The organism is Streptomyces sp. NPDC051963, assembly GCF_044593495.1.
In the GTDB taxonomy this organism is placed as follows: domain Bacteria; phylum Actinomycetota; class Actinomycetes; order Streptomycetales; family Streptomycetaceae; genus Streptomyces.
This window is the reverse complement of sequence record NZ_JBIUCC010000001.1, coordinates 1,113,831-1,138,943: the sequence shown is the minus strand read 5'-3', so window position 1 is coordinate 1,138,943 and position 25,113 is coordinate 1,113,831. Positions and strand designations below refer to the sequence as shown.

Annotated in this window: 19 protein-coding genes; 8 read left to right on the top strand and 11 right to left on the bottom strand. The window is 70.6% G+C overall.

Annotated features, from left to right (window positions below):
- Positions 1 to 83 precede the first annotated feature (83 nt).
- A complete protein-coding gene (locus ACIHFB_RS04810) occupies positions 84 to 884 on the bottom strand; it encodes an N-acyl homoserine lactonase family protein (protein ID WP_400125246.1) in 801 nt (266 codons plus the stop codon).
- A gap of 576 nt (positions 885 to 1,460) precedes the next feature.
- On the opposite strand from ACIHFB_RS04810, the gene ACIHFB_RS04805 reads away from it, so the two are divergent.
- Positions 1,461 to 2,066, top strand: a complete 606-nt coding sequence (locus ACIHFB_RS04805) for a response regulator transcription factor (RefSeq protein WP_365270067.1) — start codon at positions 1,461 to 1,463, stop codon at positions 2,064 to 2,066.
- Positions 2,067 to 2,111: 45 nt separating this feature from the next.
- Here the strand turns inward: ACIHFB_RS04805 and ACIHFB_RS04800 are convergent, their stop codons facing one another.
- The 4 genes from ACIHFB_RS04800 to lanKC all read right to left on the bottom strand — a co-directional run bounded on the left by ACIHFB_RS04800 (position 2,112) and on the right by lanKC (position 8,730).
- On the bottom strand, positions 2,112 to 3,974 hold the full coding sequence (locus ACIHFB_RS04800) for an ATP-binding cassette domain-containing protein (RefSeq protein WP_400125607.1): 1,863 nt from the start codon (positions 3,972 to 3,974) through the stop codon (positions 2,112 to 2,114).
- A gap of 20 nt (positions 3,975 to 3,994) precedes the next feature.
- Positions 3,995 to 5,776 carry an ABC transporter ATP-binding protein gene (locus tag ACIHFB_RS04795; protein ID WP_400125244.1) on the bottom strand — a complete coding sequence of 594 codons (1,782 nt, stop codon included), beginning with the start codon at positions 5,774 to 5,776 and terminating at the stop codon, positions 3,995 to 3,997.
- Between the two features lie 182 nt (positions 5,777 to 5,958).
- The gene (locus ACIHFB_RS04790; protein ID WP_006130296.1) at positions 5,959 to 6,087 is read right to left on the bottom strand and encodes a SapB/AmfS family lanthipeptide; all 129 of its coding nucleotides are present in this window, start codon (positions 6,085 to 6,087) and stop codon (positions 5,959 to 5,961) included.
- Between the two features lie 36 nt (positions 6,088 to 6,123).
- The gene (lanKC, locus tag ACIHFB_RS04785) at positions 6,124 to 8,730 is read right to left on the bottom strand and encodes a class III lanthionine synthetase LanKC (RefSeq protein WP_400125242.1); all 2,607 of its coding nucleotides are present in this window, start codon (positions 8,728 to 8,730) and stop codon (positions 6,124 to 6,126) included.
- Between the two features lie 323 nt (positions 8,731 to 9,053).
- Here lanKC and ACIHFB_RS04780 point away from each other — a divergent pair, with 323 nt between their 5' ends.
- Positions 9,054 to 10,688 carry an APC family permease gene (locus ACIHFB_RS04780; RefSeq protein ID WP_365270058.1) on the top strand — a complete coding sequence of 545 codons (1,635 nt, stop codon included), beginning with the start codon at positions 9,054 to 9,056 and terminating at the stop codon, positions 10,686 to 10,688.
- 125 nt (positions 10,689 to 10,813) lie between these two features.
- Here the strand turns inward: ACIHFB_RS04780 and ACIHFB_RS04775 are convergent, their stop codons facing one another.
- The 5 genes from ACIHFB_RS04775 to ACIHFB_RS04755 all read right to left on the bottom strand — a co-directional run bounded on the left by ACIHFB_RS04775 (position 10,814) and on the right by ACIHFB_RS04755 (position 17,291).
- Positions 10,814 to 12,691: an alkaline phosphatase family protein gene (locus ACIHFB_RS04775; protein ID WP_365270055.1), complete on the bottom strand. Its 1,878-nt coding sequence runs from the start codon at positions 12,689 to 12,691 to the stop codon at positions 10,814 to 10,816.
- A gap of 185 nt (positions 12,692 to 12,876) precedes the next feature.
- Complete coding sequence (gene efeB / locus ACIHFB_RS04770; protein ID WP_400125239.1) at positions 12,877 to 14,097, bottom strand: iron uptake transporter deferrochelatase/peroxidase subunit; 1,221 nt, start codon at positions 14,095 to 14,097, stop codon at positions 12,877 to 12,879.
- Complete coding sequence (locus ACIHFB_RS04765) at positions 14,094 to 15,353, bottom strand: EfeM/EfeO family lipoprotein (protein WP_400125237.1); 1,260 nt, start codon at positions 15,351 to 15,353, stop codon at positions 14,094 to 14,096. The genes efeB and ACIHFB_RS04765 overlap by 4 nt, the downstream gene beginning before the upstream one ends.
- 151 nt (positions 15,354 to 15,504) lie before the next feature.
- A complete protein-coding gene (locus ACIHFB_RS04760; protein WP_400125235.1) occupies positions 15,505 to 16,155 on the bottom strand; it encodes a response regulator in 651 nt (216 codons plus the stop codon).
- Positions 16,152 to 17,291, bottom strand: a complete 1,140-nt coding sequence (locus ACIHFB_RS04755; RefSeq protein ID WP_400125233.1) for a sensor histidine kinase — start codon at positions 17,289 to 17,291, stop codon at positions 16,152 to 16,154. The genes ACIHFB_RS04760 and ACIHFB_RS04755 overlap by 4 nt, the downstream gene beginning before the upstream one ends.
- Before the next feature lie 242 nt (positions 17,292 to 17,533).
- Here ACIHFB_RS04755 and ACIHFB_RS04750 point away from each other — a divergent pair, with 242 nt between their 5' ends.
- Positions 17,534 to 18,157: a hypothetical protein gene (locus tag ACIHFB_RS04750; RefSeq protein WP_400125231.1), complete on the top strand. Its 624-nt coding sequence runs from the start codon at positions 17,534 to 17,536 to the stop codon at positions 18,155 to 18,157.
- Between the two features lie 68 nt (positions 18,158 to 18,225).
- On the opposite strand, the gene ACIHFB_RS04745 is transcribed toward ACIHFB_RS04750, so the two are convergent.
- Positions 18,226 to 19,617: a hypothetical protein gene (locus ACIHFB_RS04745; RefSeq protein WP_400125229.1), complete on the bottom strand. Its 1,392-nt coding sequence runs from the start codon at positions 19,615 to 19,617 to the stop codon at positions 18,226 to 18,228.
- A 263-nt stretch (positions 19,618 to 19,880) separates the two neighbouring features.
- On the opposite strand from ACIHFB_RS04745, the gene ACIHFB_RS04740 reads away from it, so the two are divergent.
- The 5 genes from ACIHFB_RS04740 to ACIHFB_RS04720 all read left to right on the top strand — a co-directional run bounded on the left by ACIHFB_RS04740 (position 19,881) and on the right by ACIHFB_RS04720 (position 25,098).
- Positions 19,881 to 21,254, top strand: a complete 1,374-nt coding sequence (locus tag ACIHFB_RS04740; protein ID WP_400125227.1) for an alpha/beta hydrolase-fold protein — start codon at positions 19,881 to 19,883, stop codon at positions 21,252 to 21,254.
- A gap of 328 nt (positions 21,255 to 21,582) precedes the next feature.
- A complete protein-coding gene (locus ACIHFB_RS04735) occupies positions 21,583 to 21,786 on the top strand; it encodes a cold-shock protein (RefSeq protein WP_210586179.1) in 204 nt (67 codons plus the stop codon).
- A gap of 190 nt (positions 21,787 to 21,976) precedes the next feature.
- Complete coding sequence (locus ACIHFB_RS04730) at positions 21,977 to 23,395, top strand: DEAD/DEAH box helicase (RefSeq protein WP_400125225.1); 1,419 nt, start codon at positions 21,977 to 21,979, stop codon at positions 23,393 to 23,395.
- A 79-nt stretch (positions 23,396 to 23,474) separates the two neighbouring features.
- Positions 23,475 to 23,816, top strand: a complete 342-nt coding sequence (locus tag ACIHFB_RS04725; protein ID WP_365270028.1) for a VOC family protein — start codon at positions 23,475 to 23,477, stop codon at positions 23,814 to 23,816.
- Positions 23,817 to 23,991: 175 nt separating this feature from the next.
- Entirely contained in the window at positions 23,992 to 25,098 is a 1,107-nt protein-coding gene (locus tag ACIHFB_RS04720) for an NAD(P)/FAD-dependent oxidoreductase (protein WP_400125223.1), read from the top strand.
- Positions 25,099 to 25,113: the final 15 nt, after the last annotated feature.

The following is a 25,113-nucleotide window of genomic DNA, read 5'->3' as shown; positions in this document are numbered from 1 at the left end:
CCTCGGAAACTGGATCTAATGTGTGCTGGATTGGATCCAAAAAGAGCTTCACGGGTCACGAAATCCTCCTTGTGTCCCGGGAGTTAAAGGCGTGTGAACCGGCGCCGCATCAACTCCGGCCAGACCACGGGGTCATGGCCGGGGATGAGCTCGTAGCCGCGCTCGGCGGCGATGCGCTTGAGCCGGCGGATCGGCTCCACCGTCTGCTCCGGGTCGACCCCGATCGAGGCGCCGATCGGCAGCTCGTGCTCGATGTTCTCGGTGAGGTCGGCGGCGTCGAAGGCGAACACGAGCCCTCCGCCGGCCGCGAGGTCCACCACGAAGCTCTGGTGTCCTGGTGTGTGCCCGGCGGTCAGTACGGCCGTCACCCCGGGCGCGATCTCCATATCGCCGTCGGCCTGCCGCCAGTCGATGCGGGGATCGTCGAAGTCGACCCGGAAGATCGAGTGCCGTTCCACCTCGGGCCGCCCCGACAACCCGTAGGCCAGCTCGGCCTGTTGCACATGCACCGGCGCCCGGCCCGCGAAGTGCTTCAGCCCGCCCGCGTGATCGGCGTGCAGATGGCTGACCGCCACCGCGTGGATCGCGTCCATCGCGATACCGGCCGCGTCCAGGGCCTCCTCCAGTGGTTCGCCGGGCCCGGGCAGGACGGGACGGTAGTTGGGGGAGCCGTAGAAGCGGCGGCGGAGCGCGGGGTCCCGGATCAGGGCCGTGTTGAAACCGGTGTCGAGCAGCAGCCAGCCGCCGTCGCACTCCAGCAGCACCGCGGGCACGGGCTCGCGCAGCCGCTCCTCGTACGGGGCGCCGTGCACCGAGACCGACTTGGGGAGTTCCTCCCAGCCGAGCAGCAGCGGCACGATCCGCCGCACGCCGTGGCGGGTCACATGGGGTCCGGGTGGCGGTGCGTCGGCGTGGTCAATTCGATGACCCTTCCGTGGTGCCCGTTCGGTCACAAGGATCCGCAGTGTAGATATTTGGATCCAATGACGGGTTGCGGCGAAGTAAACAACGTGGAGCCGAGCAGGCCGGGGTTGTCTTAAGGGAGTTTTGTGGACACGAATCGTGACAATGCAGACAGGTTGGTTCGGTTGTCGTTCCTTGCGTGAGGTGCCGGCTGCACCCACCGAGAGTCCTGGGTCTCGATCGGGGTGGTGTTTTTCGCGCCAGATTGGACAGCGGCGATTTTCGGCCGGACCCGGATGCCAGGGCCCGGACGAGGAACAGGCGGCCGCTGGTCGCTGCCCGTCCGGGCGAGGGCGGAGCGTGGACTGGTGTGTTATCCGCCCTTCTTCGTTCGGGCACTCGCCTCGGCACACGCCCGACGGAGCGCCGAAGACGGCGGATTGACTCCGGTGCGGTTCGTGCGTGAGCACGCGTCGTGTTCCGCCGGACCGGACGGGGGCACTTGGTCCGTTGGCCGCGGGGAGCCGGCTCAGGAACGTGACAGCCGCTGACAGGGGGTGGGGGAGATGGTTCGTACTCTCGTGGTGCACGACGAGAAACTGCTGAGCTCGGCGCTGGCACAACTGCTCAGATCGGACGACACACTGGACGTCTCGTCGCTTTGTCCCGACGCCGACGTTCCGGATCGCGAAGCGCTGTGCGCCGACGTCTGTGTCGTGGATGGCGAGTGTCTGACGGGCCCGGACAAGGGGCGCGGTGAGCGCCTGTGGACCCGGTACGGGGACCGGCTCGTCGTCCTGACGACGGCCAAGCGGCCGGGGGTGCTGCGCCGGGCGTTCGACGGCGGTGCCCTCGGGCTGGTCGACATGAACGCCCCGGCGCATCGGCTGATCACGGCGGTGCACACGGTCGCCAGGGGTGAGCGCTTCCTGGACGAGTCGCTCACCGTGGCCCTGCTGAAGGGCGCGGAGATGCCGCTGACCACCCGGGAACTGGGTGTGCTGGCTCTGGCGTCCCAGGGGGCGCCGATCGCTGAGATCGCGACGTGCCTGCATCTGTCCCGGGGAACGGTCCGCAACTACATGGCCACGGCGATCCGGAAGGTGGGAGCCCGCAACCGGGTCGACGCGATACGCATCGTCCAGAGCGCCGGCTGGACGTGACGCGACCGTAGCCACGGCCTCGGCGCCGCACGGTGCGGGCCGCGGTCACGGCCGTCGAGGCGGGTCCGCTTGCCAGTGGCCCGTCAGGTCGCGGTAGAGACGCGAACGGCCCAGCAGTTCGTCGTGCGTGCCACATACCGCCCGTACGCCGTCCAGCACCAGGATCCGGTCGGCACGGACCGCCGAGGACAGCCGGTGCGCCACCACGAGCAGCGTTCCGGGCCGTGCCGCGAGGGCCTCCTCCGCGCGGGCCTCGGACGCCGGGTCGAGGTGGCAGCCGGCCTCGTCGAGCAGCAGCAAGGGGGCGGGCGACAGGTACGCCCGGGCCAACGCGATCAACTGCCGCTCCCCCGGGGACAGTTCGGCGGGCCGTACCCGGCCCCCGAGTCCGCCCAGGCGCTCGACCAGCGGCTCCAGACCCAGTACCCGGACAGCGGCGTCGAGTTCCCCCCGGCGCGCGTCCGTGTGCAGATACGCGAGGTTGTCGCCCACGGTGCCGGAGAACACGTAGGCCTCCTGGGGGACGAGCACCCGCAGTGCGGAGAGTTCGGCGGCGGCGCGTCCCGTCACCACGCGTCCGGCCACACGCACTTCGCCGCGGCTCGGCGGGAGCGTCCCCGAGACGAGGCGGGTGAGGGTCGACTTGCCGATGCCGCTCGGCCCGACCACGGCAAGGTGTTCCCCCGGGGCGACGCGCAAGTCGAGCGCGTCGAGTACGGGCTCGGCGCGGACGCCGTACGACAGGGTGACGGATCGCAGTTCCACCGCCGGGGCCGCGGGTCCGGGTACCGGGCGCACCACGTCTGCCGGTGCCCGTGCACCGGTTCCGCGACCGTGGCCGTCGGCGGCGGTGCGAGCCGTCGGAACGGCCTCCGACGGACCCGACGGGCTCGTGACTCCCGGCGCCGCGTCCGGCACCGGGCCGAGCACCCGGTCGAGGACGACCAGCAGCCGGGCACCGGCCGCGCCCAGTGCGGTCATCAGCGTGTGCAGCGCGGGCAGGAGGGACTGGACGAGGTAGGTGAACGCCCCCAGCAAGGCACCCGCGCTCACTCCTCGCCCGCGCAGCCAGGGCACCGCCACCAACAGCGCGAGCACGGGCAGTTGGCCGGCGACGCCGAGGGCCGCCGTGCGCACTGCCGCCCAGCCCGCCAGGGTCCGGGCCTGCGCCGCGGCATCCGCGACCAGGTCCGCACCGCGCCGCTCGGCCCGGGGCCCGGTCCCGCACGCGGTGAGGTCCCGCAGCGCCGCGCGGGACCGCGCCGCGTGATCGCCCAGAGCCTCGTCCGCCGCCAGGGCGCGGCGTTGGGCCGCCGCCATGGGCCGCAGCGTGCACAGGAACAGCGCGAGTCCAGCCGCCATGGGCGGCAGGACCACCACGAGCAGGGCGGGGTTCAGGGACAGCAGGCCCAGCAAGGCTCCGACGGCGGTGAAGACGAAGGAACGCAGGGTGAGAACCAGACCGGCGAAGCTGTCCCTGGCGATCTCGACCTGGTTCGTCAGCCGTGAGACGGCCGCCCGGTCCGTTCCACCGGGTCCGCCGCGGGCCGCCTGGGCCATGGAACGGTCGACCGCATGCCGCACCAGACCGTCGCGCAGCGGCTCCGTCAACCCGGCGAGCTGCGCGAACACCCCCCGGACGACCGGGGCGCCGGACAGCACGGCGGCCAGGGCGATCGCGAGCCACAACAGTCCCCGGCGCGGGTCACCGGCGAGGAACCCCTCGTCGACGGAGCGGGCGACCCCGTAGCCCACCAGGAACGCCTGCCCCGACTCGGCCAGCGACCAGAGCGCGAGTCGCGCCAGCACGCCTTTGCGGCGGGCGAGGAAGCGACGCGCCTGCGGTGCGAGGCGGCTCAGCGCTCCGGTCCCGTCGTCCCGGGGGCCGTCGACGTCTGGGTCCCGCACATCCCGGTTCCCTGCGGACGTCACGGCCGCACCTCCTCGGGCTCATGGCGGCGTGCGGGCCCTTCGCCCGGCGTCACGTCGTCTGCCCCGGTCCCGCCGGCGCCGAAGACCGCGCGGTAGCCGGCCGTGTGCCACAGTTCGCGGTGCGTCCCGACGGCGCTCACCTCGCCCTCCTCCAGCCAGAGCACCAGGTCCGCCCGGTCCGCGACCGACGGGCGGTGCGCGACCACCAGCCTGGTGCCGAACCGCACCGAGCGGCGCAGTGCCAGGTTCACCTCGTGCTCCGTGGCGGTGTCCAGACTGGACGTGGCGTCGTCCATGACCAGCAACCGTCCGGCGTGCGCGAACGCCCGCGCCAGTCCGAGACGTTGGTGTTCCCCGCCCGAGAGCGGCGCCTGCGGCAGTGGGGTGTCGTAACCGTGCGGCAACCGGCGTACGAAGCTGTCGGCGCCCGCCGCGCGGGCCGCTTGCCGTACCTGCTCGGGGGCCGGCTGCCGCGACCCGGTGGCGATCGCTTCCGCGACCGTGCCCTCACCGAGGACAGGGCGTTCGAAGGCGTAGGCCACCTCGGTGCGCAGTGCCTCGCGCGTCAACCGGTCGAGTGGAACGCCGTCCAGCAGCACGTACCCCTCGTCCGGGTCGATCAGCCGTCCCGCCACGGCCGCCAGGACGGACTTCCCCGCCCCGCTGCGGCCGACCACCGCGACCGTGCTGCCGCCCGGCACCCGCAGGAGGTCGGCGCGCAGCACCTGCCTGCCCTCGCGCACCACGCGCACACCGCGCAGTTCGAGCTCGCCGGGGCCGTCCGGAGGCAACCGCCGCGATCCGTACGCCAACGGGGGCATCCGCTCCAGCTCCTGGGTCCGGCGTCGTGCCTCGCGGGCGCGTACGAGCGCGCCGAGCAGGGTCGCGGCACCGCCGATGCCGGCCGCGAGCTGCGCGTACCGGCAGGCGGCGAGCAAGTCACCCACGCTCAGTTCGCCGGCCGCCAGTCGCAGGCCGCCGACCGCGGTGGCGGCCAGCGTCAGCAGTGGGACGAGGACATTGCTCCTGCCGAGCGCCCGTCCGTGCAGCGCCCACATGTGCCGGCCCTGGGCGGTCAGTTCCGCCAACGGCGCCAGGATGCGGGCGCGTTCGCGCTCGCCGGTCCCCGCGGCGCCGATCGTGGCCGCGCCCTCCAGGGCTTCCAGCAGCCGCGACGCGATCAGGGACTGCGTCCGCTGGTAGGCGGCGACCGAGGCGCCCGTGTCACGGGCGAAGGTCCGCAGCACCAGCGCCAGGGCGGGCAGACCGGTCAGCACGCAGGCGGCCACCCACATGTCGACGAAGGCCAGTGCCACGAGTGCGCCCAGCGGGGTGATCAGTGAGGCCCCGAGCGCCGCGCGGGCCGCCGGGGCGCCGCCCGCGTCCGCGGCGTTGAGGGTGAGGCGGGTCCCGACGTCCCCGGGCGGGTGGGCGCGCGCGCTGTCGGGTACGGCGCGGAGCAGTCCGCGCAGGGCACGGGAGCGTATGGACGCCGTCCATGCGGCGTTGCAGCGTCCGGTGAAGAGCGAGGTCAGACTGTCCAGCAGCAGTTCGCCCAGGAGCAGCCCGGCGCTCAGCGGGAGCCACCGGCCCGCGTCGCCGTCACGCAGCAGCAGGTCCAGTGTGCGGCCGAGGACGAGAGGCTGGGCCACCGCCGCCGCGGCCGCTGCGACCGAGCACAGCAGCACCAGTGCTTCCGGCGTGCGCCCGGGTGCCGAGCCGTCGGCCCCCTCCCGCGTCCGGGGCGTCTGCCGTCCCCAGGGCCTGCTCGTCCGCATCAGCGAATACCTCCGTCCGTCCCCCTGGAACGCCGGTCGCGGACCCGGCGGACCCAACGGATTCGGCGGCCCGCCCAGCCTTGGTGACCGCGCGGGCAGGCGTCGGCGCCCCGGGAGTGGACCCCGGGGCGCTGTGCCCGGCGAGATGGCTCACCACATCGCCGTGGTCGGCAACTCCGGCGTCAGTTACAGGTCGTGACGCTCAGGCTGCTGTCGCCGCAGAGCAGCAGGCTCGCGCGGCTACCGGTCTCGACGTCCCCCATGGCCTCTTCCTTGGGGGTCTCCATCGACTGCAGGTCGAACAGGTTCATGACATCTTCCTCTCGTACGGCAGCGGGTGTGCTTCTTCACGACCCCTGGTGGGGCCGAGTCAGGGGGCCACTGCTCGGGCGCAGCGGCGGCAGGAACGGCAGCCCGGCGGGCGCGTCGCCGAGGACGGAGGCGACGGCCAGCAGGCATCCGGCCGTTCCGGTGGCGAGGTCCATGGACAGGCGCATCATCTGCTCGCCGGGAAAGGCGAGCCGGTCGTCGTAGGACATGGCGTGCCAGGACAGCGCGTCGAGTTGGCGCCGGACGGCCTCCGGGCCGGTGCCGGGCGCCGTGGCCGTGGTGCGGCCGAGGTAGAGCACCATGCCGGCCACGCCCCGGTAGAGACCCGGCTGGGCGTAGAACATCGCCTGGGCCGCGGCCACGATCTCTGTCCGGGCCCGCGCGAACTCCGCGTCCTCCCGGTGCGCCAGGTAGTCGTCCAGCACCATGCCGATGCCCACACTGCCGGCGCCCAGGTAGGGCATGGTGCGCCATCCCTCGTCGACTTGCAGCGCGCCGCCCGCGCCGCGGACACAGCGGGCGAGGTCCTGGCGCAGCGCGTCGCGGGCGAGGTCGAGCAGGGCACCTTCACCGGTGCGTTCGAAGAGCCGTATGAAGAGCAGCGCGCGTCCCGCGGCACCGTGCAGCAGCCCCGCGCGGGGGCGGGCGGGTTCGCCGCGCCCGACCGGCATGCCGGCGGCGGCAAGTTCGGCGCAGCGCAGAGCCGCGGAGTGCAGCGCGGTCTCCCCGGTGGTGACGGCCAGCGAGTCCAGGGCCAGGCCCAGTCCCGCGGTGCCGCCGTGCAGATCCGGGGCCAACTGGTCGAAGGGCTGGTCGAGAAGCAGCTCGGTGAGGTCGAGGGCACGGTCGCGGTGGCCGAGCCGGTCGAGCGTCCAGGCGATTCCGGCGAGCCCGTCCTGGAAACCGAGCGGCATCCCCGAGGGCGGTTGCTTGGTCCGCTCCAGCAGCCACTGCTCGCCGTCCTCGTCCCGTCCCGCCCCGCTCGCGGCCAGTGCGTACAGCACTCCCGCCGCGCCGTGGGCGAAGGCCAGCCCGCCGCCGGCCGTGGCGAACTGCGCGATGTCACCGGGGAAGAGACGGTCCGTACGGGACGGCGTCGCGGAGGCGCGGACGGCCTCGGCCATGGAGTCTCTGCTGCGCGGCCAGTCGTCGGGGCGGACCGGAGCCACCGGCCCGGCCGGCCCTCGCGCCGAGGGGGCGCCGTCGACGCGCGTGATCTCGTCGACCGCCGCGTCCAGGAAGGCCCGGTCCACCGGGAACTGCTCCGCCACCACGTCGGCGAGGTGAGCCGCCTTGCGCCGGTCGATGGCCAGCAGACTCGTGAGCGGGAGGAACAGCGCGAGCCGCAGACACGCCAGCGCGTACTGGTCCACCGCCACGCCCCGCCGGTCGGAAGGCGCCACGAACCCCGGGTTGGCCACGGTCTGACGGCCCGGTTCGTCGACGCGGTGGGCCGCCTCGAAGTCCAGGAGGGCGACGCTGTCGTCGTCCCGGATCATGATGTTGAACAGGTGCAGGTCGTTGAAGACCACGCCCCGGGCGTGGACGTCCTCGACGGCGCGTTCCACACGCGCGTGGACGTCGAGGGCCCAGGCGGTGTACTCGGCCAGTCTCCGCTCACCCGGGTCGGCCTCGATGAGCGGGTGACGGCGGGCGAAGAAGGTGTTGAGCGGCTTGCCGTCGATGTACTCCAGGACGAGGAAGTGGTGTTCCCCGATCGTGAGGTGGTCGAGCACCTCGGGCGTGCAGTCGAGGCCCGACAGCCGCTCCAGCGCCCGGCGTTCACGGTGCAGCCGGGTCACGGCGTCGGCGCCGTCGGCCGCCAGCCCGGCATGCGGACGGGCCTCCTTGAGGACGACCCGCTCGCCGGTGCCCTTGGCGCGGGCGAGGTAGACGCCACCGCCGTTGGAGAAGTGCAGCGCCGACTCGATGGTGTAGGGCAGGCCGGCCACGGTCACCGCGGAACGGGCGTCGAGGTGCGGGCGCAGGAAGGACGGCGGGCTCACCCAGTCCGGCACGCGGAAGACCGGACCGCGCAGATCGGGCACCAGCCCGCCGTCGGGGCCGGTCACGGCGGGCCGCAACTCCCCGTCCGCGTCGTAGCAGTTGCGGCGGGTGAAGCCGCCGTAGCGGACGTGGACGGGGCCGTCGCCGATTCTCAGGTCGCTCAGGATGTGCGGTCCGCGCTCACCGGCCAGCAGGTCGGACATCTCGTTCACGAGCCGTTCGAACTCCGCCTCGTCCGCCGGGTACACGGTGATGAACTTGCCGCTGCCGGCCCGGTCCGCGTACTTGGCGTTTCGCTGGTGAAGCAGGTAGCGACTGGGCACGAACTTGAAGGCCGTGCCGTCGCCGACGCAGTGCCGCCACACGCGGTCGAGCACGGACTCCGCGTTGTCGAGGCAGGCGGAGATGTGGATCTTCCACCCCTGAACGGGCAGGTCGGCGTCGACCGGGCGCAGAGCGAGCCAGTCCCCGCTCTCGTTGCGCTGCCAATTTTCCGGTACGGGTGAGGAGGCCGCGGCGTACCGGGAGCGCCCGGTCCCGGTCCGGGAAGCCGTGCGGTGCGGAGCGTCGTAGAAGTGCGGGTCCGCGTCGCAGTACACGGCATAACCCTTGTTCATGCCTTCTCCTTCCCGCCGGTCGCCGACGGGGACGACGCTGACACGCCGGGTACCGCCCTGCACAGTTACCGCTGTCATCACTCCGATGTGCGGAACGCACGGGTAACTTCGCGCGACGGAACGACGCCGACGCATGTGCGCCGTTTGCGGAATCCAAGTCGTCCAGGTTTCCGGGATCTCGCGAATTCCTGAAACGCTTTCCAGGAAATACCCGTAAGGCGGTCAAATTTTCGGCAGGTATCTTCAGCGAAAAGACCTGCGATTCCTAATCTGGAGCCTCTGGCACGTGAAATGCAGACATTTCGTGAGAGGCTCATTAATTTATGGTAAGCGTCGATGCAATACCGGAGACACAAGGGAGCCCGTCCGGTCTGCGGCGGGACGTCGGACTGATCGGGCTCATGTGGGCCTCGGTCGGCTCCATCATCGGATCCGGCTGGCTCTACGGTGCCGAGAAGGCCGTGGTCATGGCCGGGCCAGCGGCGATCGTCTCCTGGGTCATCGGCGCGGTGGCGATCGTGCTGCTGGCGCTGGTGCACGCCGAGCTCGGCGGCATGTTCCCGGTGGCCGGCGGCACCGCGCGCTATCCGCACTACGCCTTCGGCGGTCTGGCCGGGATGTCCTTCGGCTGGTTCTCCTGGCTGCAGGCGGCGACCGTGGCGCCGATCGAGGTCGAGGCCATGATCGGATACGCCGGGCACTGGAGCTGGGCGAAGGGCTTCGAGCACACGGACGGAACGCTCACCGCGTCCGGGTTCGCGGTCGCCGTATTCCTCATGGCCGTGTTCGTGGCCGTCAATTTCTTCGGCGTCCGGGTGCTGGCGCACACCAATAGCGCCGCCACGTGGTGGAAGATCGCTGTGCCACTGCTCGCCATCTTCGTGATCGCTGCCGGAAACTTTCACCCGGGCAACTTCACTTCGGAAGGGTTCGCGCCGTTCGGTGCGAAGGGCGTGCTGAGCGCGATCAGTTCGAGCGGCATCATCTTCGCGCTGCTGGGCTTCGAGCAGGCGATCCAGCTCGCGGGCGAGAGCCGTGACCCGAAGCGGGACCTGCCCCGGGCGACGCTGGGTTCGGTGGCGATCGGTGCCGTCGTCTATGTGCTGCTCCAGGTGGTGTTCATCGCGGCGCTCCCGCACAGCACCTTCGCCGCCGGCTGGGCAAAGCTGAACTTCGAGGGAATCAGCGGGCCTTGGGCGGGTCTCGCGACCCTGGTGGGTCTGGGATGGCTGAGCGTGGTGCTCTACATCGACGCGGTGATCTCCCCCGGCGGCACCGGCCTGATCTACACGACGGCGACCTCGCGCGTCTCCTACGGTCTCGCGAAGAACGGCTATGCCCCCAAGGCGTTCGTCCGCACCGACCGGCGGGGCGTGCCCTGGTTCGGGCTGATCATCTCCTTCGTGACCGGCGTGGTCTGCTTCCTGCCTTTCCCCAGCTGGCAGGAGCTGGTCGGTTTCATCACCTCGGCGAGCGTCCTGATGTATGCGGGTGCCCCCTTGGCGTACGGCGTGTTCGCCGACCGGCTGCCGGAGCGTGAACGCCCGTACCGACTGCCGGGCGGCAGGGTTGTCGCCCCGCTGTCGTTCGTGGTGGCGAACCTGATCATCTACTGGGCCGGCTGGGACACGCTGTGGCGGCTCGGAGTGGCCATCGTCATCGGCTATCTGCTGCTCGGCGGGTACGCCTGGTACGCCGTCGCCGCGGGGCGGCCCGACGCGCCCCGACTGGACTGGAAGGCGGCGCAGTGGCTGCTGGTGTACCTGCTGGGCCTGGGCCTGATCTCCTGGCAGGGCGGCTTCGGCGGCGAGGGGCATCTGGGCCTGTGGTGGGACATGCTGGTCGTCGCCGCGTTCTCGCTGCTGATCTACTACTGGGCGAGGGCAACCGCGTCCCGGCCCGAGGACATCGAGCGCAGCATCGACGAGATCGTGGTTACCGAGGCACCCGCACACTGAAGCCGGACCCCGCTGTCCGCGGCGCCGGCGCCCCGGGCATTGCGTCCGGGGCGCCAAGGGCGACGGGCTGTCCGTGCACCGGTCGGGACGGTGTCATCGCCACCGACCGTGCGTCGGTCAGTGGATCACCCGGCCGTGGGCGTGCCCGAGTTGTGTGCCCGGCGGCGGCGCAGGGCGACCACGCCGACGGCGGCCGCCGCGGTGGCGATGCCGGCTGCGACGGCGATCGGCAGGGCGGTGGAGGCGGACGTGGAGTCGGCGACGTTCTGTGCCGCGAGGTCCTGTGTGTACGGGGCGTACGGGCCCTTGGCGGAGGTGGACATGGCCGTGTGCGTGGAGTGCGGGATCTTCTTCACGGACTTGACCGAGCCGTCCGAATTCAGCAGCACCTGCTTGTTGTTGGGGTGCCGGAAGTCGAACATGTTCGTCAGTGTGCCGGCCCGCTGGTCGAACGACGCGTCACCGATCCGGCCGGTGTGCCAGTTGTCCTCGATGAACCGGGTGATCGACGCCTGCTCGGTCGCGGTGTGGTCGACCGAGTTGACCCTGCTGTAGGGGGAGACGACCAGCAGCGGCTGCCGGGTGCCGGGTCCGCAGCGGTCCGCGTAGCCGTTCGCCGCGGCCGGGCCGGACTGGCAGGCGGCGCTGTCGACGGCCTTGCCGTTGGAGCCGACGGTGGAGTCCTTCGAGCCGTTGACGACCTTCGAGGCGACATGGTCGTACCAGCCGTCGGAGTCGTCGTAGGCGACCACGACCGCGGTCGACTTCCACTCCGGGGACTGCTGGAGCGCGTTGATCTCCTTGACCAGGAAGTGCTGTTCGTCGGTCGGGTCGGAGTAGCCGGCGTGGCCGTCCTGGTACTCGGCGGCCTTGAGGAAGCTCACGGCGGGCAGATTTCCGGCCTTGACGGCGGCGTCGAAGTCGGTCAGGTCGTAGTTGTGGTTGGCCCGTCCGTCGTGGCCGATCTCGGCGACGTTCTTCGGGGCCAGGTGGTGCGGGTTGGACGTCGACTTGTAGTACTCGAACGGCGAGTGGTGCGGGCTGTAGTCCTCCGAGGCCGCGCCGCCGATGTCGGTGTGGGTGGCACCGGCGCACTGCGCGTGGTCACCGCTCTTGCCGTCCCACGCGGTGCTGGGCCGGAAGCCGCCCTGGAACCAACCCCAGCTCACCTTCTTGGCGTTGAGCAGGTCACCGATGTTCTTGCCCTGCATCACCGCGAGCGCGCTGCTGCTGGTGTGGTCCTTGTCGGAGCAGTCGTCGTAGGCCGGGTCCGGGTCGTTGGTGACCGTGCCGACGCCCTTGGCGTCCGGGGAGACCACGGCGTACGGGTCCGGGGTCGACGTCTGCTTCGGGTTCTCGGTGCCGGAGGCGGGGTCGACGGATATGACGCCGTGGGTCTGGCCGGAGATCAGGTTGAGGGCGCCGGGTGTGGAGGGGCCGTAGACCGAGCTGAACGACTTGTCGTTGAGCGCGTACTGCTGGGCGTAGTTCCACAGGCCGGTGACGGTGTTGCCGTCGTAGTAGTCCATCACCAGGCCGGGCTCACCGAACAGCCCGGTGCACTTGCTGACTTCGGTGTTCTCGACGTACTTGTCGGCCTTGCCGCCGTCGGCCGCGTACTGCTCGGGGCCGTAGGAGTGGTTCTGGTCGCAGGTCATGGCCTGCGAACTGGCCAGCCGCTCGGGCAGGTAGAGGTTCGGGTTCGTCTTCAGCAGCCCGGCGTTGAGGAGGTTGTCCGCCTTGGGGGTGTGCGAGGCGGACTTGAAGGGGGTGCCGTCGGTGTTGGCGGCCTTCGGGTAGGTCGCGAAGTAGTGGTCGAACGACACGTTCTCGTCGTAGATCACCACCACATGCTTGATCGGCGTCGCGGTGTGCGTGCCGGAGTGACCGTGCCCGCCGTGCGTCGAGGCCGCCGCGGGGACGATCCCGCCTGCCGTCGCCAGCGCCGCGGCGCCGAGCAGGGCACTGAGGCGTGCCACCCGAGTTCTTGCTGTGCCGGACATGCTGTCTCGCCTTCCGAGGAAGCGGTGAAGTATCGGTGGCTGTGCCACCTGTCGGCCTGCTACGGCCGGATCCTCCGCCATCGTGTCGGCGGCCCGGCTGAGCGACAACGACGGTCGAGCGAACGTCCGGTCAGGAAAGCCCCATGGGCTTTTGGCCTGTTCTTGACCGGTATTGGCGGGCGAGTTCACGCCAACAGCGCGCGTCCCAGCCAGTCGGAGGCGTCCCGAACTCCGGGCAGGGCGAAGAAGTAGCCGCCGCCGAACGGGGTGACGTAGTCGACCAGCGGTTCGCCGGCCAGCCGCTTCTGCACGGTCTCGAACTGCCGGGCCAGGTCCTGTTGGTAGCAGCAGAACAGCAGTCCCATGTCGAGGTTGCCGTTGCTGTCGGTGCCGCGGTCGTAGTTGTAGGCGCGGCGCAGGATGCGCTGGTCGGAGGTCGGGGCGGTGCGTGGGTTGGCGAGCCGGATGTGGCTGTCCAGGGGGATCACGTCGCCCTTGGGGTCCTGCGCGTACTGCGGGGTGTCGGTCTCGTGCCGACCGTCGAGGGGCGCGCCGGTGTCGCGGGCGCGGCCGAACATCCGCTCCTGCTCCGTGAGCGAGACCCGGTCCCAGAACTCCACCAGCATCCGGATCAGCCGTACGACCTGATAACTGCCGCCGACCGCCCACTCCGGCTCGCCGTCACCGTCGCCCACCCACAACAGACGGGCCATCTCACGGGCGTTGCGCACATCCGGATTGGCCGTGCCGTCCTTGAACCCCATGTGGTTGCGCGGGGTGCCCGAGGGGCGGGGCGGGCTGACGAAGCCGTCCATCCGCCAGCGCACCTGCATGCCGCCCCGGGTGTGCCGGGCGACATCGCGCAGCGCGTGCAGCACGGTGTCGGCGTTCCCGGCGCAGAACTGCACGCTCAGATCGCCGTGGCACCAGGCCGCGTCGAGGTCGTCGTCGGGGAAGGACGCCATCGCGGTGAGCCGGTGCGGCTTGCGGGCCGCGAGGCCGTAGCGGTCGTCGAACAGCGAGGCGCCGGCGCCGACCGTGACGGTCAGTGTGTCGGCGGGCAGGTCCGGGCCGAGGGTGCCGGAGTCGCTGGGCGGGGCGGTGATGCCCAGCGGTTCGGGACTCCCGCCGGAGGTGAGGAAACGGGCCCGCTCGGTGACGGTACGCAGCAGGTCGGCCAGTTCACCGCGGTTCTCGGCGGTGACGTCGAAGGACACGAACGCCGTGGCCCGTTGGGCGGGTGTGAGGATCCCGGCCTGGTGGCGCCCGTGGAACGACACGCGCTCGCCGGCGGCGCTGGGGGCGGCGGTGGCGGTGGAGTGGTCGGCGGCCACGAGCCCGGCGCCGGCGACGGCCGCCGCTCCCGCCAGGAAGCCCCGGCGGCCCACGTCGTCCGGGCGGTTCACGCGGTCCTCCGTACGTCGGTGAGGGCGGCCACATCGGCAAGCCGCTCCACGAGTTCGCCCAGGTCCGCAGCGGCCTTCTCCCGCTGGGCACGCGTCAGCCGGGTCAGCGGAGTCCACCGTCCGTCGTGCTCGAATCCGCCGAGGGTGCTCTGCACACGGTTCATCCAGGCGTCGATGCCGGGCAGGCCGGCGGCACGGGCCTTCAGCAGCGGGCGCAGATACCCGAGCAGGACCCGGGTGCCATCGAGGTTGGCGCGGGCGGTCGCCAGGTTGGTGTGGCTGCCGTAGTCGGTACGGCCGGTGAGTTCGAACTGCACGGTGTTCTCCAGGATTTCGTGCGCCCGCAGACCGACGTCGGCCGGGTCCATCCGCTGATCGGGCCAGCTGTCCCGCAACGTCCGTACGTCCTTGGCGAGCCGGTCGGCCGGACCGCGCAGGCCGCTGGCCGACTCGCCGTGCCACAGCCCGTACTCGACCCGGTGGAAGCCGGCGAAGTCCGCGTCGCGCACCCCTCCGGGCAGTCCGGCGGTGGTGCCGTCGATCGCCGCGTCGGCGTCCCCGAAGGTGCCGTAGGCGGCGCCCATCCGCTCGTAGACCAGGTGGGCGGGCAGCCAGGCGGCCCGGGCGGCGGCGAGGTCCCCGCGGTCGACGGCGTCGCTCAGCGTGTCCGTCTTCCGCGCCAGTTCGACCGTGCGGTCCTGGATCCACTTCTGGTAGGCGAGCGTGGGCGGGATGAGGTCCTGCTCGGTGACCGGGACCGCGGCCGGGCCGCTGTGCACGGACCCGCCGCCGGTGATGCGCACGGTCGGGCCCGTGACGGCGTCCGCGTCGTCGGCCAGGCACTTGAAGGCGTACGAGCCCCTGCCGAGGGTCACGCCCATGGGGCGGACGGTGCCCGGGGCGAGCCCCTCGACCTCGCCGTACACCGCGCCTGTCCGCGGGTCGGTCAGATAGACCTCGGCCGCGGTGCCGGAGGTGTTGCTCAGGTCGAAGACCTGGTGGCCGGGTTCGGGGTGCGTCCACCCGCGTCCACAACCGGCGGGAGTGACCTCGACCGCGGTGTGGCGGAGACCGTCGGCCGCGGTCGCCCGGTGCGTGTCGTCACCGGAGGCGCCGCCCACGAGCACGGCGGCCGTCACCGCTCCGGCGGTCAGCAGAGCACAGCCCGCCAGCAGCAGGGGGCGCCGCCGGGCGGTGGAGCCGGAGACGGAGGACGATGCGGGTTCGGGTTCGGCGGCGAGTGCGGTTTCGGGCACGCCGGGCCTCCGGGGGGTCGTACGTACGAACGAGGCGGCGCGGTCGATGCTAGGCGGCCCCCACCTCCGGAATCCGAATTCCTGACCAGCCCCTGACCTTAGGAAAAGAGAGAATTCGTCCCCGGTTCACGCACGGCATCGCCGGTGACCGTCACAGCAGACCCAGGTCGCGGGCGCGCAGCGCGGCCTGGGTGCGGTCGCGCAGGGCGAGACGGCTGAGGATGCGGGAGACGTGGTTCTTCACGGTGCCCTCGCTGAGATAGAGCTGCGTGGCGATCTCCCGGTTGGTCCGACCACGCGCCACGAGCCGCAGGATGTCGATCTCGCGCGGGCTCAGGGCGACCGCCGGCGCCGGGGCGGCGGAGGGCGACGGCAGCGCCGCGGCAAGGCGGCCGGCCACCGAGGAATCGAGTTGGGTGACTCCCGCGTGTGCCAGGCGGATCGCCTGCGCGAGCTCCTCGGCCGGCAGGTCCTTGAGCAGATAGCCGCTGGCACCCGCCCGCAGCGCCTGGACGACGTACTCCTCGTCGTCGAACGTCGTCAGCATCACGACCCGGCACTCCGGCGCCCGGCCGCGCAGCACGGCCACGGCCTCCACGCCGTCCAGCTCCGGCATCCGTACGTCCATCAGCACGACGTCGGGCCGCATTTCCACGGCCTTCGTCACGGCCTCCCGTCCGTTGGACGCCGTGCCGACGACCGTGATGCCCGGCCGGATAGAGAGCAGCGAGGCGATGCCGTCCCGGATGAGCTGCTGGTCGTCCACCACCAGTACCCGTACCGCCGTCGGCTCCTCGCTCACCGCTCGCCCCCGCCCCGCGGGACGACGACCGTGAGCCGCGTGCCCTCGCCCGGCCTGCTGTCGACGTCCACGCTGCCCGCCACGAGATGCACCCGTTCCCGCATACCGGTCAGGCCGAATCCGGCCGTGGCCCCGTCCGCAGCGAAGCCGCGACCGTCGTCGGCGACGGCCAGCCGTGCGGCGTGTTCGGACAACCGGACCACCACCGACACCCGCGAGGCTTGTGCGTGCCGCAGCGCGTTGGTCAGCCCCTCCTGCGCGGCCCGGTACAACGCGGTCAGTTCCGCCGTGCTGTAGCCGTCCTCGTCGCCGGTCACTTCGACGGTCACACACGGTCCCGTGCCGCCGTCGCGGGCCCAACCCGCGAGTGCTGCCGACAGCGACGGGTGTGCCGCCTCGCCGCGCAGCGCGCGCACCGACTGCCGTACGTCGCCCAGCGCGAGCCTCACCGACTGTCTGGCCTCGGTCATCGCCCGCCCCGCGGCGTCCGGGTCCAGGGCGCGGAACTCCGAAGCGATCTCCAACTGCACCGAAATCGCGGTGAGATGGTGTCCGAGGCTGTCGTGGATGTCCCGGGCCATCCGGTTGCGCTCGGTCGCGGCGGACAGCTCCGCCACCCGCGCGGCGTACTCCTGAAGTTCAAGCCGGGCCCGCTGTTCGCCGACGGCGACGGCGGCCATCGAGATCGCCAGCACCAGGCCGATGCCGAGCATCAGCAGGTCGGACACGTACTCCATGTCGCGGTACCAGCCGGGGGCCGTCAGCAGATAGCCGATGAGCAGTCCGGCCAGACACAGCGCCCCCAGCGCGAGGGCAGCCGTGCGGCCGAACGCGAAGTAGGCGGTGAACGGCAGCAGCACGAACAGCACTTGGGACAGTTCCGAGGCATCCAGGACGACCACGGCACCCGTCAGCACGAACCGGCCGAGCAGCAGGGGCACGCCGGGCAGGCTCCGGCGATGCCCTGCCGCCTCCAGCGCGAACAGCGCCGCGAGCCCGGCGACGAAACCGGCGGTGCGCCAGGACACCAGCCCGGGACCGTCGCCCAGATCCGCCGCCAGGTAGTACAGACCGCCGGTGAGCACCGCGCCGTGGAGCAGCGGTGACACCCACGGCACAGGCACATACGCCGCCATGCACACCCCCCACCCGCCCGACGCTGCCGCCCAGGCTAGGCCGGGCGCGCACGCCGGGCGACGGCGCGAGGGAAACTCCGGCCGGGTATGGCCGAACGGCACATGCCGAACGGCATCGGAACCGCCCGGGGAACTAGTGACCTCCAGCGGTTGGTGTCACCGCCCGGCACCTCCCTGAGTCGGCCGGCCGCTCCCTACCGTTTCGGGCCTGACCTGCCCCTCGACGAACCGGAGTGGCCCTCATGTCCTCGCCGATCAGCTCTGCGCCGGTCTCCTCCCGCCTCGCCCGCGTCGGCGCCCTCTCCGGGGCACTGGCCGGCCTGCTCATCGCGCTGCCCGCACTCGTGGAGGCGTTCACCGGTGAGACCGCCGCGACCAGCCTCCTCCTCGCCCTGTCCCCGGCGTTCTCCCTGCCGTTCCTCACGGCGCTCCACCAACGGCAGAGCCGGGCCACCGGCCGCTTCGGAGAAACCGCCTACCTCGTGAACCTCATCGGCCTCGGCCTGTTCGGCGGGGCGGCGTTCGCCTCGAACCTGGTGCTGTTCTATCTCGACGACGACGTCATCGACGCGGAACTGACGGGCCCCACCATTCCCGTGTTCCTCGCCTCGGCCGTCGTCTTCGCGGTGGGCTCTGCCCTGTTCGGGACGGCGATGATCCGCTCCGGACGGTTCCCGAAGGTCCCGTCATGGGCCTACGCCGTAGTGCTGCCCCTGTTCGCGTTCCTGATCGCGCTGCCCGACTCCGTGGTCACGAGCGCGCTGCACATCGTCGTCGGAGCCGCCCTGGTGTGGCTCTCGACCGCCCTGTGGCAGTCCGCCGTGGCGACCGACCACACCGGCGTTCCGGATCGCAGGCTCGTCTGAGGGGAGGAATTCGGGGAGAACTTCGGGGAGAACTTCGGGGAGAAATTCGGGGAGGGCTTCCTTCGATATCAGAGCGAATGGAGAACAGCGTTGATTTTCGCCGCGACGGTTTCCGCCGAGCCCTTGGCGTACGAGGAGTCCATCGCCTCGTACGTGATGCGGGCATAACTCCGGGATTCGGCCATGTTCTTGGCGCCGCCCTCCAGCATCGACATGACAGCGGTGTGCTTGAACGGCGAATTCTTCCTGATGTCCAGGGCGGTGTCGGTGGACAGTTCCGGTGACACCCCGACGTACACCCCCTCGCCGATGGTGAGTACCCGGATGGGCACCTCGGCCGTGCCGTTCGATGTGAAGTCGTACGTTGTCGTCGGTCCGGTCGGGTGCCCCGCCGCGATCGTGTCGACGGTGACGGAGTCGGTCAGCAGACGCAGCGGGGACGTGGCACTGATGGCGGACGCCTCGATGGTCTCGCTGACCCGGACCACCTCCGTGCCGAGTCGTTCGCCCTGCACCGTGAGCAGGATCCACCCCGCGTCCCGGGCGTCGACCTGGGACCAGTTGCGGTCCTTGTCGATGATGTACCGCTTGGACCGGAACGCCGGTGCCTGGTCGCCGCAGGAGCCGACGAGGAAGAACCCGACGACGTCGTCGCCGTAACTCTTCTCCACATGGCGCATCGCCGCGCCGGCGAGGTCGGCCGTGATGGGCAGGTCGCCGCTGGCCATGACCGATTCCATCATCACCGACGACTGGACGCTGTAGTTGACGAGGACGGCGATCGGCTTTCCCTGCATGTCGTCGAGGCGGGTGACGCCCACGCTCTTGTCGGACGGCCCCGCCTCGCCGGTGCCCAGCCACCAGCCGTCGGCGGTGCGGACGTCACGGTTGACGTTCACATCGCACCTGCCGGTGCCGAACCCGACCCGCGCGGGGCGCAGATCCGCGAGCGCCCCCGCCACCGAGGCCGAGGTCGCCTCCGCGATCTGCCGCAGGTACTGCGCCGCCGCGGGGCTGCTGCTCGTGGCCTGCACATGGGGCGCGGAGAAGGTGTGGGTGACGGTGACGACGATGTCGGCCGTGGCCACGTCGGCCGCCTCGGAGATGGTCGCCCGGATCGCGGTGATCGCCTCCGCGCTGATCGACGTCAGGTCCAGCACGACGAGGGCGATACGGCGGGCTGCGCTCTCCAGAAGCAGGATCCGCACGCAGAGGTCATCCTGGACGGTGGTGAAGCCGTCGAGGGGGAGGAGCGAGGCCGGGATGTCGATCGCGGCCCGGCCCGCTCCCGCCTTCAGTCCCGCTGAGGCGCCAGTGCCGCGGGTGCCTTCCTGGCCGGCTGCCCGACCGGCCGTCGTACCGCCGGTCAGGGACGCGGCCGTCACCGCGGCGGCGACGGAACCGTGCAGGAACGACCGGCGACGGATCGGGCCGTTCTTCATTTCCCCGTTCTCTGCCATGGAATGCACAACTCTCCTTCACAATCAGCGGTCGGAAGGTCACTGATGTTGCAGGGGGTGGTGCTCGTCACAAAGCCCGGTCCGCGAAAGCTGAGCTTGCGCGTTCTGCGGGCTGGGCGTGACCAGGAAATATCTGCGTAGCCTGTGGAAATGAGCGCCTCAGCGGCCTCCTGGCTGAATTTCTCACAGCTTTTTCCGAACTGGTCTCCTTAGGTTTGTCGACGTTTGGTGGTCCAACTGATCCGTCCTAGGAGAGTGCATTGATGGAGAGGCGTACGTTCATCGCCGGAGCCGTGGCCGTCTCAGGCGTGTCCGCGGTCGGCGGAGCGACCCTGAGCGCGGCGGCCGAACCGGACGGATCGGGTTCGACGGCGGATCACGTCCGCGGCGTCACCGCGATCACGAAGGTGTTCGGCGCCGGGCAGAAGCTCGTGGCGGTGGCCGTCGAGTACGACCGGGAGGTCGACGGTTCCGCGCTCTCGACGTCCACGTTCGCCGTCACCGACCGGACGGTCACGAAGGTCTACGCGAACCGGACGGCCGAACTCGCCGAGCGGGGCAGCGACGGGCGCTACGTCATCGTCGAGCTGTCTCCCGACGACACGGCGGCGGCGCTGTGGGTGACGCAGCAGGGCTCCGGCACCGGTACGGCCACACCGAGCCCCAGCGCGAGCAGCTCCGGCGCCCCCGGAGGCGGCGGGCCGAAGGTGGGCGACAGCACCCCGGGCGGGACGATCGTGGCGGCCAAGGCCTCGCTCGTCCAGAAGGGCACCGTCACCACGGCCCGCGGCACCCGCTACCCGGCCACCGGCACGACGCTGACCACCGACAAGGTGGTGAACCTGATCGTCGACGACTTCCAGCAGTTCACCTACGACGACTCCGCCACCGGCCAGACCCTGAAGTACAACCTCTTCGTCCCCAAGAACTACGACCCGCGCAAGCGCTACCCGCTCGTGCTGTTCATGCACGACGCGAGTGTCGTCAACGTCGCCACCGAGGGCCCGTTGGTCCAGGGTCTGGGAGCCGTGTGCTGGGCGAGCCCCGAGGACCAGGCGAGGCACGAGTGCTTCGTTCTCGCCCCCGAGTACGGCTCGGTCGTGGTCGACGACACCTACAAGCCCTCGACGTTGTTCGACGCGACCGCGGGCCTCGTCGAGGCGGTGACGAAGAAGTACAGCGTCGACGAGAACCGTCGCTACACGACCGGCCAGTCGATGGGCGCGATGATGTCGCTGGGCCTGAACATCAAGTATCCGGACCTGTTCGCGGCCGCGTTCATCGTCGCCGGGCAGTGGCCCTCCGAGCAGGCTGCCCCGCTCGCCGACAAGAACCTCTGGATCCTCGTCTCCCAGGACGACGACAAGTCCTACTCCGGCGAGAACGCCATCACCAAGGTCATCCAGGAACAGGGCACCGAGGTCGGCACCGCCGTGTGGGACGGCCAGTCCACCGCCGCGCAGTTCGCCGCCGACGTGCGCAACCTGGAGAAGCAGAAGGCCCCGGTCAACTACGCGTCGTTCCAGACCGGCACGACCGTGGCCGCCGGCTCGGGGACGAGCGCGCACATGGGCACGTGGCAGATCGCCTACACGATCCCGGGCATCCGGGACTGGATCATGCGCCAGTCCCGGTAGGCCAGCTCAGCGCGCCTGCCCGGCAGGGACGTCCACGAATCGGGATAATACCTTCCGCATGCATTCGAGTTGGCGCCGGGTGGGGCGCTGATCCGGCGCTTCCGCGAGAGCGGGACCCGGCGTCCCGGGCGAAAAGTAGTGCGGATGTGTGAGCCGTGCTAAAATCGTCGATAGTTGCAGTTGTGGTTCCCGAAACTTCAAGTGCCTTGGCGACCGTATGTCGTCGGGCACTTTTGTATCTCCGGTGCTTATCCGGACGGGGTCATTGTGGCAACACAGGGGTTCGCACAGTGTTGAACCCCGGGCACTGCCCCAAAGGAGATGTGACATGGCTACTGGCACCGTCAAGTGGTTCAACGCGGAAAAGGGCTTCGGCTTCATCGAGCAGGATGGTGGCGGCCCCGACGTCTTCGCCCACTACTCGAACATCGCCACCCAGGGCTTCCGTGAGCTTCAGGAAGGCCAGAAGGTGAACTTCGACGTCACGCAGGGTCAGAAGGGCCCGCAGGCGGAGAACATCACCCCCGCCTGACGCAAGAAGCGTATGAAGCAGCTGGGGTCCCACCGTCAAGGTGGGGCCCCAGCTTGCTGCTTTTCGGTATTCCGATGAACCCATTCCACCGGTGTTTATTCCAGTATTCAATTTCGGCTCGTGCTTGCAATTCATCCGACTCGCCTCTGTCGGGAATTCCTCGATGCGTGCCCGTCGAGGAAGGTTCTCCATGAGCCGTTCAGGTCGAACGAATGACCGTTCCCGGCCGCAGGGAGAGTTCACGCTGCCGGCCACTGTCGCCCCCGCCCTGCCCGCGGCTGCGACCTTCGGCGAGCTGGACATGCCCGTCGAGGTGCTGGAGATGCTCACCAGTCTCGGTGTGAACGAGTCGTTCCCCATCCAGGCCGCCACGCTGCCGAACTCCCTCGCAGGGCGCGACGTCCTGGGCCGCGCGCGCACCGGGTCGGGCAAGACGCTCGCCTTCGGCCTGGCGCTCCTCGTGCGCACGGCAGGGCAGCGCGCCGAGTCGCGGAAGCCGCTGGCCCTGGTTCTCGTCCCCACCCGCGAGCTGGCCCAGCAGGTCACCGATGCGCTCACCCCGTACGCCCGGTTGCTGAAGCTGCGGCTGGCCACGGTGGTCGGCGGCTTGTCGATCGGCCGACAGGCCGGCGCACTGCGTGCCGGGGCCGAGGTGGTCGTGGCGACCCCTGGCCGCCTCGCGGATCTCATCGAGCGCAAGGACTGCCGACTGGACCGGGTGAACATCACCGTCCTGGACGAGGCCGACCAGATGGCCGACATGGGCTTCATGCCCCAGGTCACCGAACTGCTGGACCAGGTACGCCCCGACGGCCAGCGCCTGCTGTTCTCGGCGACGCTGGACCGCAACATCGACCTCCTGGTCCGTCGTTACCTCCACGACCCGGTGGTTCATTCGGTCGACCCGTCGGCGGGCGCGGTCACCACGATGGAGCACCACGTGCTCCAGGTGCACGGCGCCGACAAGCACGCCACCGCCACCGAGATCGCCGCCCGCGAGGGACGCGTGCTGATGTTCCTCGACACCAAGCACGCCGTCGACCAGTTCACCAGGCACCTGCTGAGCAGCGGCGTGAAGGCGGCGGCGCTGCACGGCGGCAAGTCGCAGCCCCAGCGCACGCGGATCCTGGCCCAGTTCAAGGAGGGCCACGTCACCGTCCTGGTGGCCACCAACGTCGCGGCCCGTGGCATCCACGTCGACGACCTCGACCTGGTCGTCAACGTCGACCCGCCCGCCGACCACAAGGACTACCTGCACCGCGGCGGCCGTACCGCCCGCGCCGGCGAGTCCGGCACCGTCGTCACCCTGGTCCTGCCCAACCAGCGCCGGGACATGGCCCGTCTCATGTCCGACGCGGGCATCAGGCCGCAGATCACGCAGGTCCGGTCCGGCGAGGCCGAGTTGAGCCGCATCACCGGCGCCCAGGCGCCTTCCGGTGTCCCCGTCAGCGGCAGTGCGCCGGTCGCGGAGCGCCCGAAGCGCGGCGGGGCCCCCTTCCGGGGCATGGGCAGCCGCTCGGGGCGGGCCGGGGGCGAGACCCGACGGTCCGCTGAGGCCCGTCAGATCGCCGAGGCCCGCAAGGCCGCCAGGGTCCGTCGCGGCGCATAGGACCCGCGGCACCGGCTGCCACGCCTGTGATTGCCCCTGTGGGCGCAGACGGGCCGAGGCCGGGCCCTACGATGGCGGTATGGCCGTCGATCTCTTCGCAGGCATCCTCGTCAACGACTACGCAACGGCACTGACCTGGTACGAGCGGCTGTTCGGTGCCGAGCCGGCGTTCTTCCCGAACGACACGGAGGCCGTTTGGGAGCTCGCGGAACACCGGTATGTGTACATCGAGCATCGGCCCGGCCACGGCGGCCACGCCTTGCTCACCCTCTTCGTCGACGACCTCGACAGCCGCGTAGACGCGATCATCGACCGGGGACTTCAGCCCTCGCAGCGAGAGACCTACGCGAACGGCGTACGCAAGGTCACGTACCGCGATCCGGAGGGAAACGAGATCGGGTTCGGCGGGGGTCCGCTCTGACGGCGATCGGCCGGTTCGAGCGGCGTGCTCACTCATGCACTCGCTTCACCGAACGCCCACAGAGACCTTGCTGAAACTTTATGTTTCAAACGTTACGCTCACCGGCAGTCGAGTGGCCGAAGGTGCCCCACACGCCGCGGCACTCTCTCCCCCCACCAGGCTCAGGAGACTCGGTGTGCATGACGGCGACGTAGTGGTGATCGGTGGCGGCTATGCGGGCGTTCGGTTGGCGAAACGGCTGGACGATACCGCACGGGTCACGTTGGTCGACCGCAAGGAGATCTTCTTCCACCGCATCGCTTCCCTGCGGGCAGGCGTGCGCCCGGAGTGGTCGGCGACGCCCTTCATCCCGTACGACAGGCTGCTGCGCCACGGCCAGGTGGTCGCGAGAAAGGCCGTTCGCGTCGAGACGACTGAGCGGCAGGTGGTGCTGGCCACGGGTGAGCGGCTGCCGTACGACGTGCTGGTGATCGCCACCGGCGCCGACTACCCGGAACCCGCCCGCTTCACCGGCACGACCGCGGACGAGGCGGTCAAGTCGTTCGCCGAGCACCAGCGGAGCATCGCCGCCGCCGAGCACGTCCTCGTCGTCGGCGGCGGGCCGTCCGGCGTCGAACTCAGCGCGGAGATCCGGCTGGCCCGCCCCGACGCCCGGGTCACGCTCGCCCACGCGGGGCCGGCGTTGCTGAACGCCACGGGCAGTGCCCGCGCCGGGCGCAAGGCACGCGACTGGCTGGAGTCCCACGACGTCGAGGTGCGGCTCGACTCCTTCATGGCGCCCGGCAACGACTTCGGCACCTACCGCGACGCCCACGGCAACATCGTCGCGGCCGACCTCTCCTTCTGGGCGACGGGCACCACCCCCAACACGCTCTGGCTGCGCCTGGCCGGGCACGGCGACTGGCTGAACCCTTCCGGACACGTGAAGGTCGACCGGATGCTCCGGGTCGAGGGCAAGCCGGACGTGTTCGCGGTCGGCGACGTCAACGACGCCACGGAGCTCAAGATCACTCCCGCCGCGCTCGCCCAGGCTGACCTCGCGGCCCACAACATCCGCTCCTACCTGAACAGTTCCGGCAAGCACCGCAAGGAGCCCCGGCTGTACCGGCCGATGCAGCGCACTCCGATCATCGTGCCGTTCGGCGCGGGCGACGGACTGACCGTGCTGCCCGTGCCGGGCGGCGAGACCGCGGTCCTCGGCAGCCGTACGTCCGTGATGGCCAAGGCGAAGACACTCATGACCCCGTACATGAGGCGCCAGCTCGGGTACACAGCGACCTGAGCGGAGGTTCACCCC

Coding starts and splice junctions, on each gene's coding strand:
- ACIHFB_RS04795 (WP_400125244.1), bottom strand. CDS start 5,776: ATGCGGACGAGCAGGCCCTGGGGACGGCAGACGCCCCGGACGCGGGAG.
- ACIHFB_RS04755 (WP_400125233.1), bottom strand. CDS start 17,291: ATGGCGGCGTATGTGCCTGTGCCGTGGGTGTCACCGCTGCTCCACGGC.
- ACIHFB_RS04735 (WP_210586179.1), top strand. CDS start 21,583: ATGGCTACTGGCACCGTCAAGTGGTTCAACGCGGAAAAGGGCTTCGGC.
- ACIHFB_RS04730 (WP_400125225.1), top strand. CDS start 21,977: ATGAGCCGTTCAGGTCGAACGAATGACCGTTCCCGGCCGCAGGGAGAG.
- ACIHFB_RS04790 (WP_006130296.1), bottom strand. CDS start 6,087: ATGAACCTGTTCGACCTGCAGTCGATGGAGACCCCCAAGGAAGAGGCC.
- ACIHFB_RS04775 (WP_365270055.1), bottom strand. CDS start 12,691: ATGTCCGGCACAGCAAGAACTCGGGTGGCACGCCTCAGTGCCCTGCTC.
- ACIHFB_RS04740 (WP_400125227.1), top strand. CDS start 19,881: ATGGAGAGGCGTACGTTCATCGCCGGAGCCGTGGCCGTCTCAGGCGTG.
- ACIHFB_RS04745 (WP_400125229.1), bottom strand. CDS start 19,617: ATGGCAGAGAACGGGGAAATGAAGAACGGCCCGATCCGTCGCCGGTCG.
- ACIHFB_RS04750 (WP_400125231.1), top strand. CDS start 17,534: ATGTCCTCGCCGATCAGCTCTGCGCCGGTCTCCTCCCGCCTCGCCCGC.
- ACIHFB_RS04780 (WP_365270058.1), top strand. CDS start 9,054: ATGGTAAGCGTCGATGCAATACCGGAGACACAAGGGAGCCCGTCCGGT.
- lanKC (WP_400125242.1), bottom strand. CDS start 8,730: ATGAACAAGGGTTATGCCGTGTACTGCGACGCGGACCCGCACTTCTAC.
- ACIHFB_RS04725 (WP_365270028.1), top strand. CDS start 23,475: ATGGCCGTCGATCTCTTCGCAGGCATCCTCGTCAACGACTACGCAACG.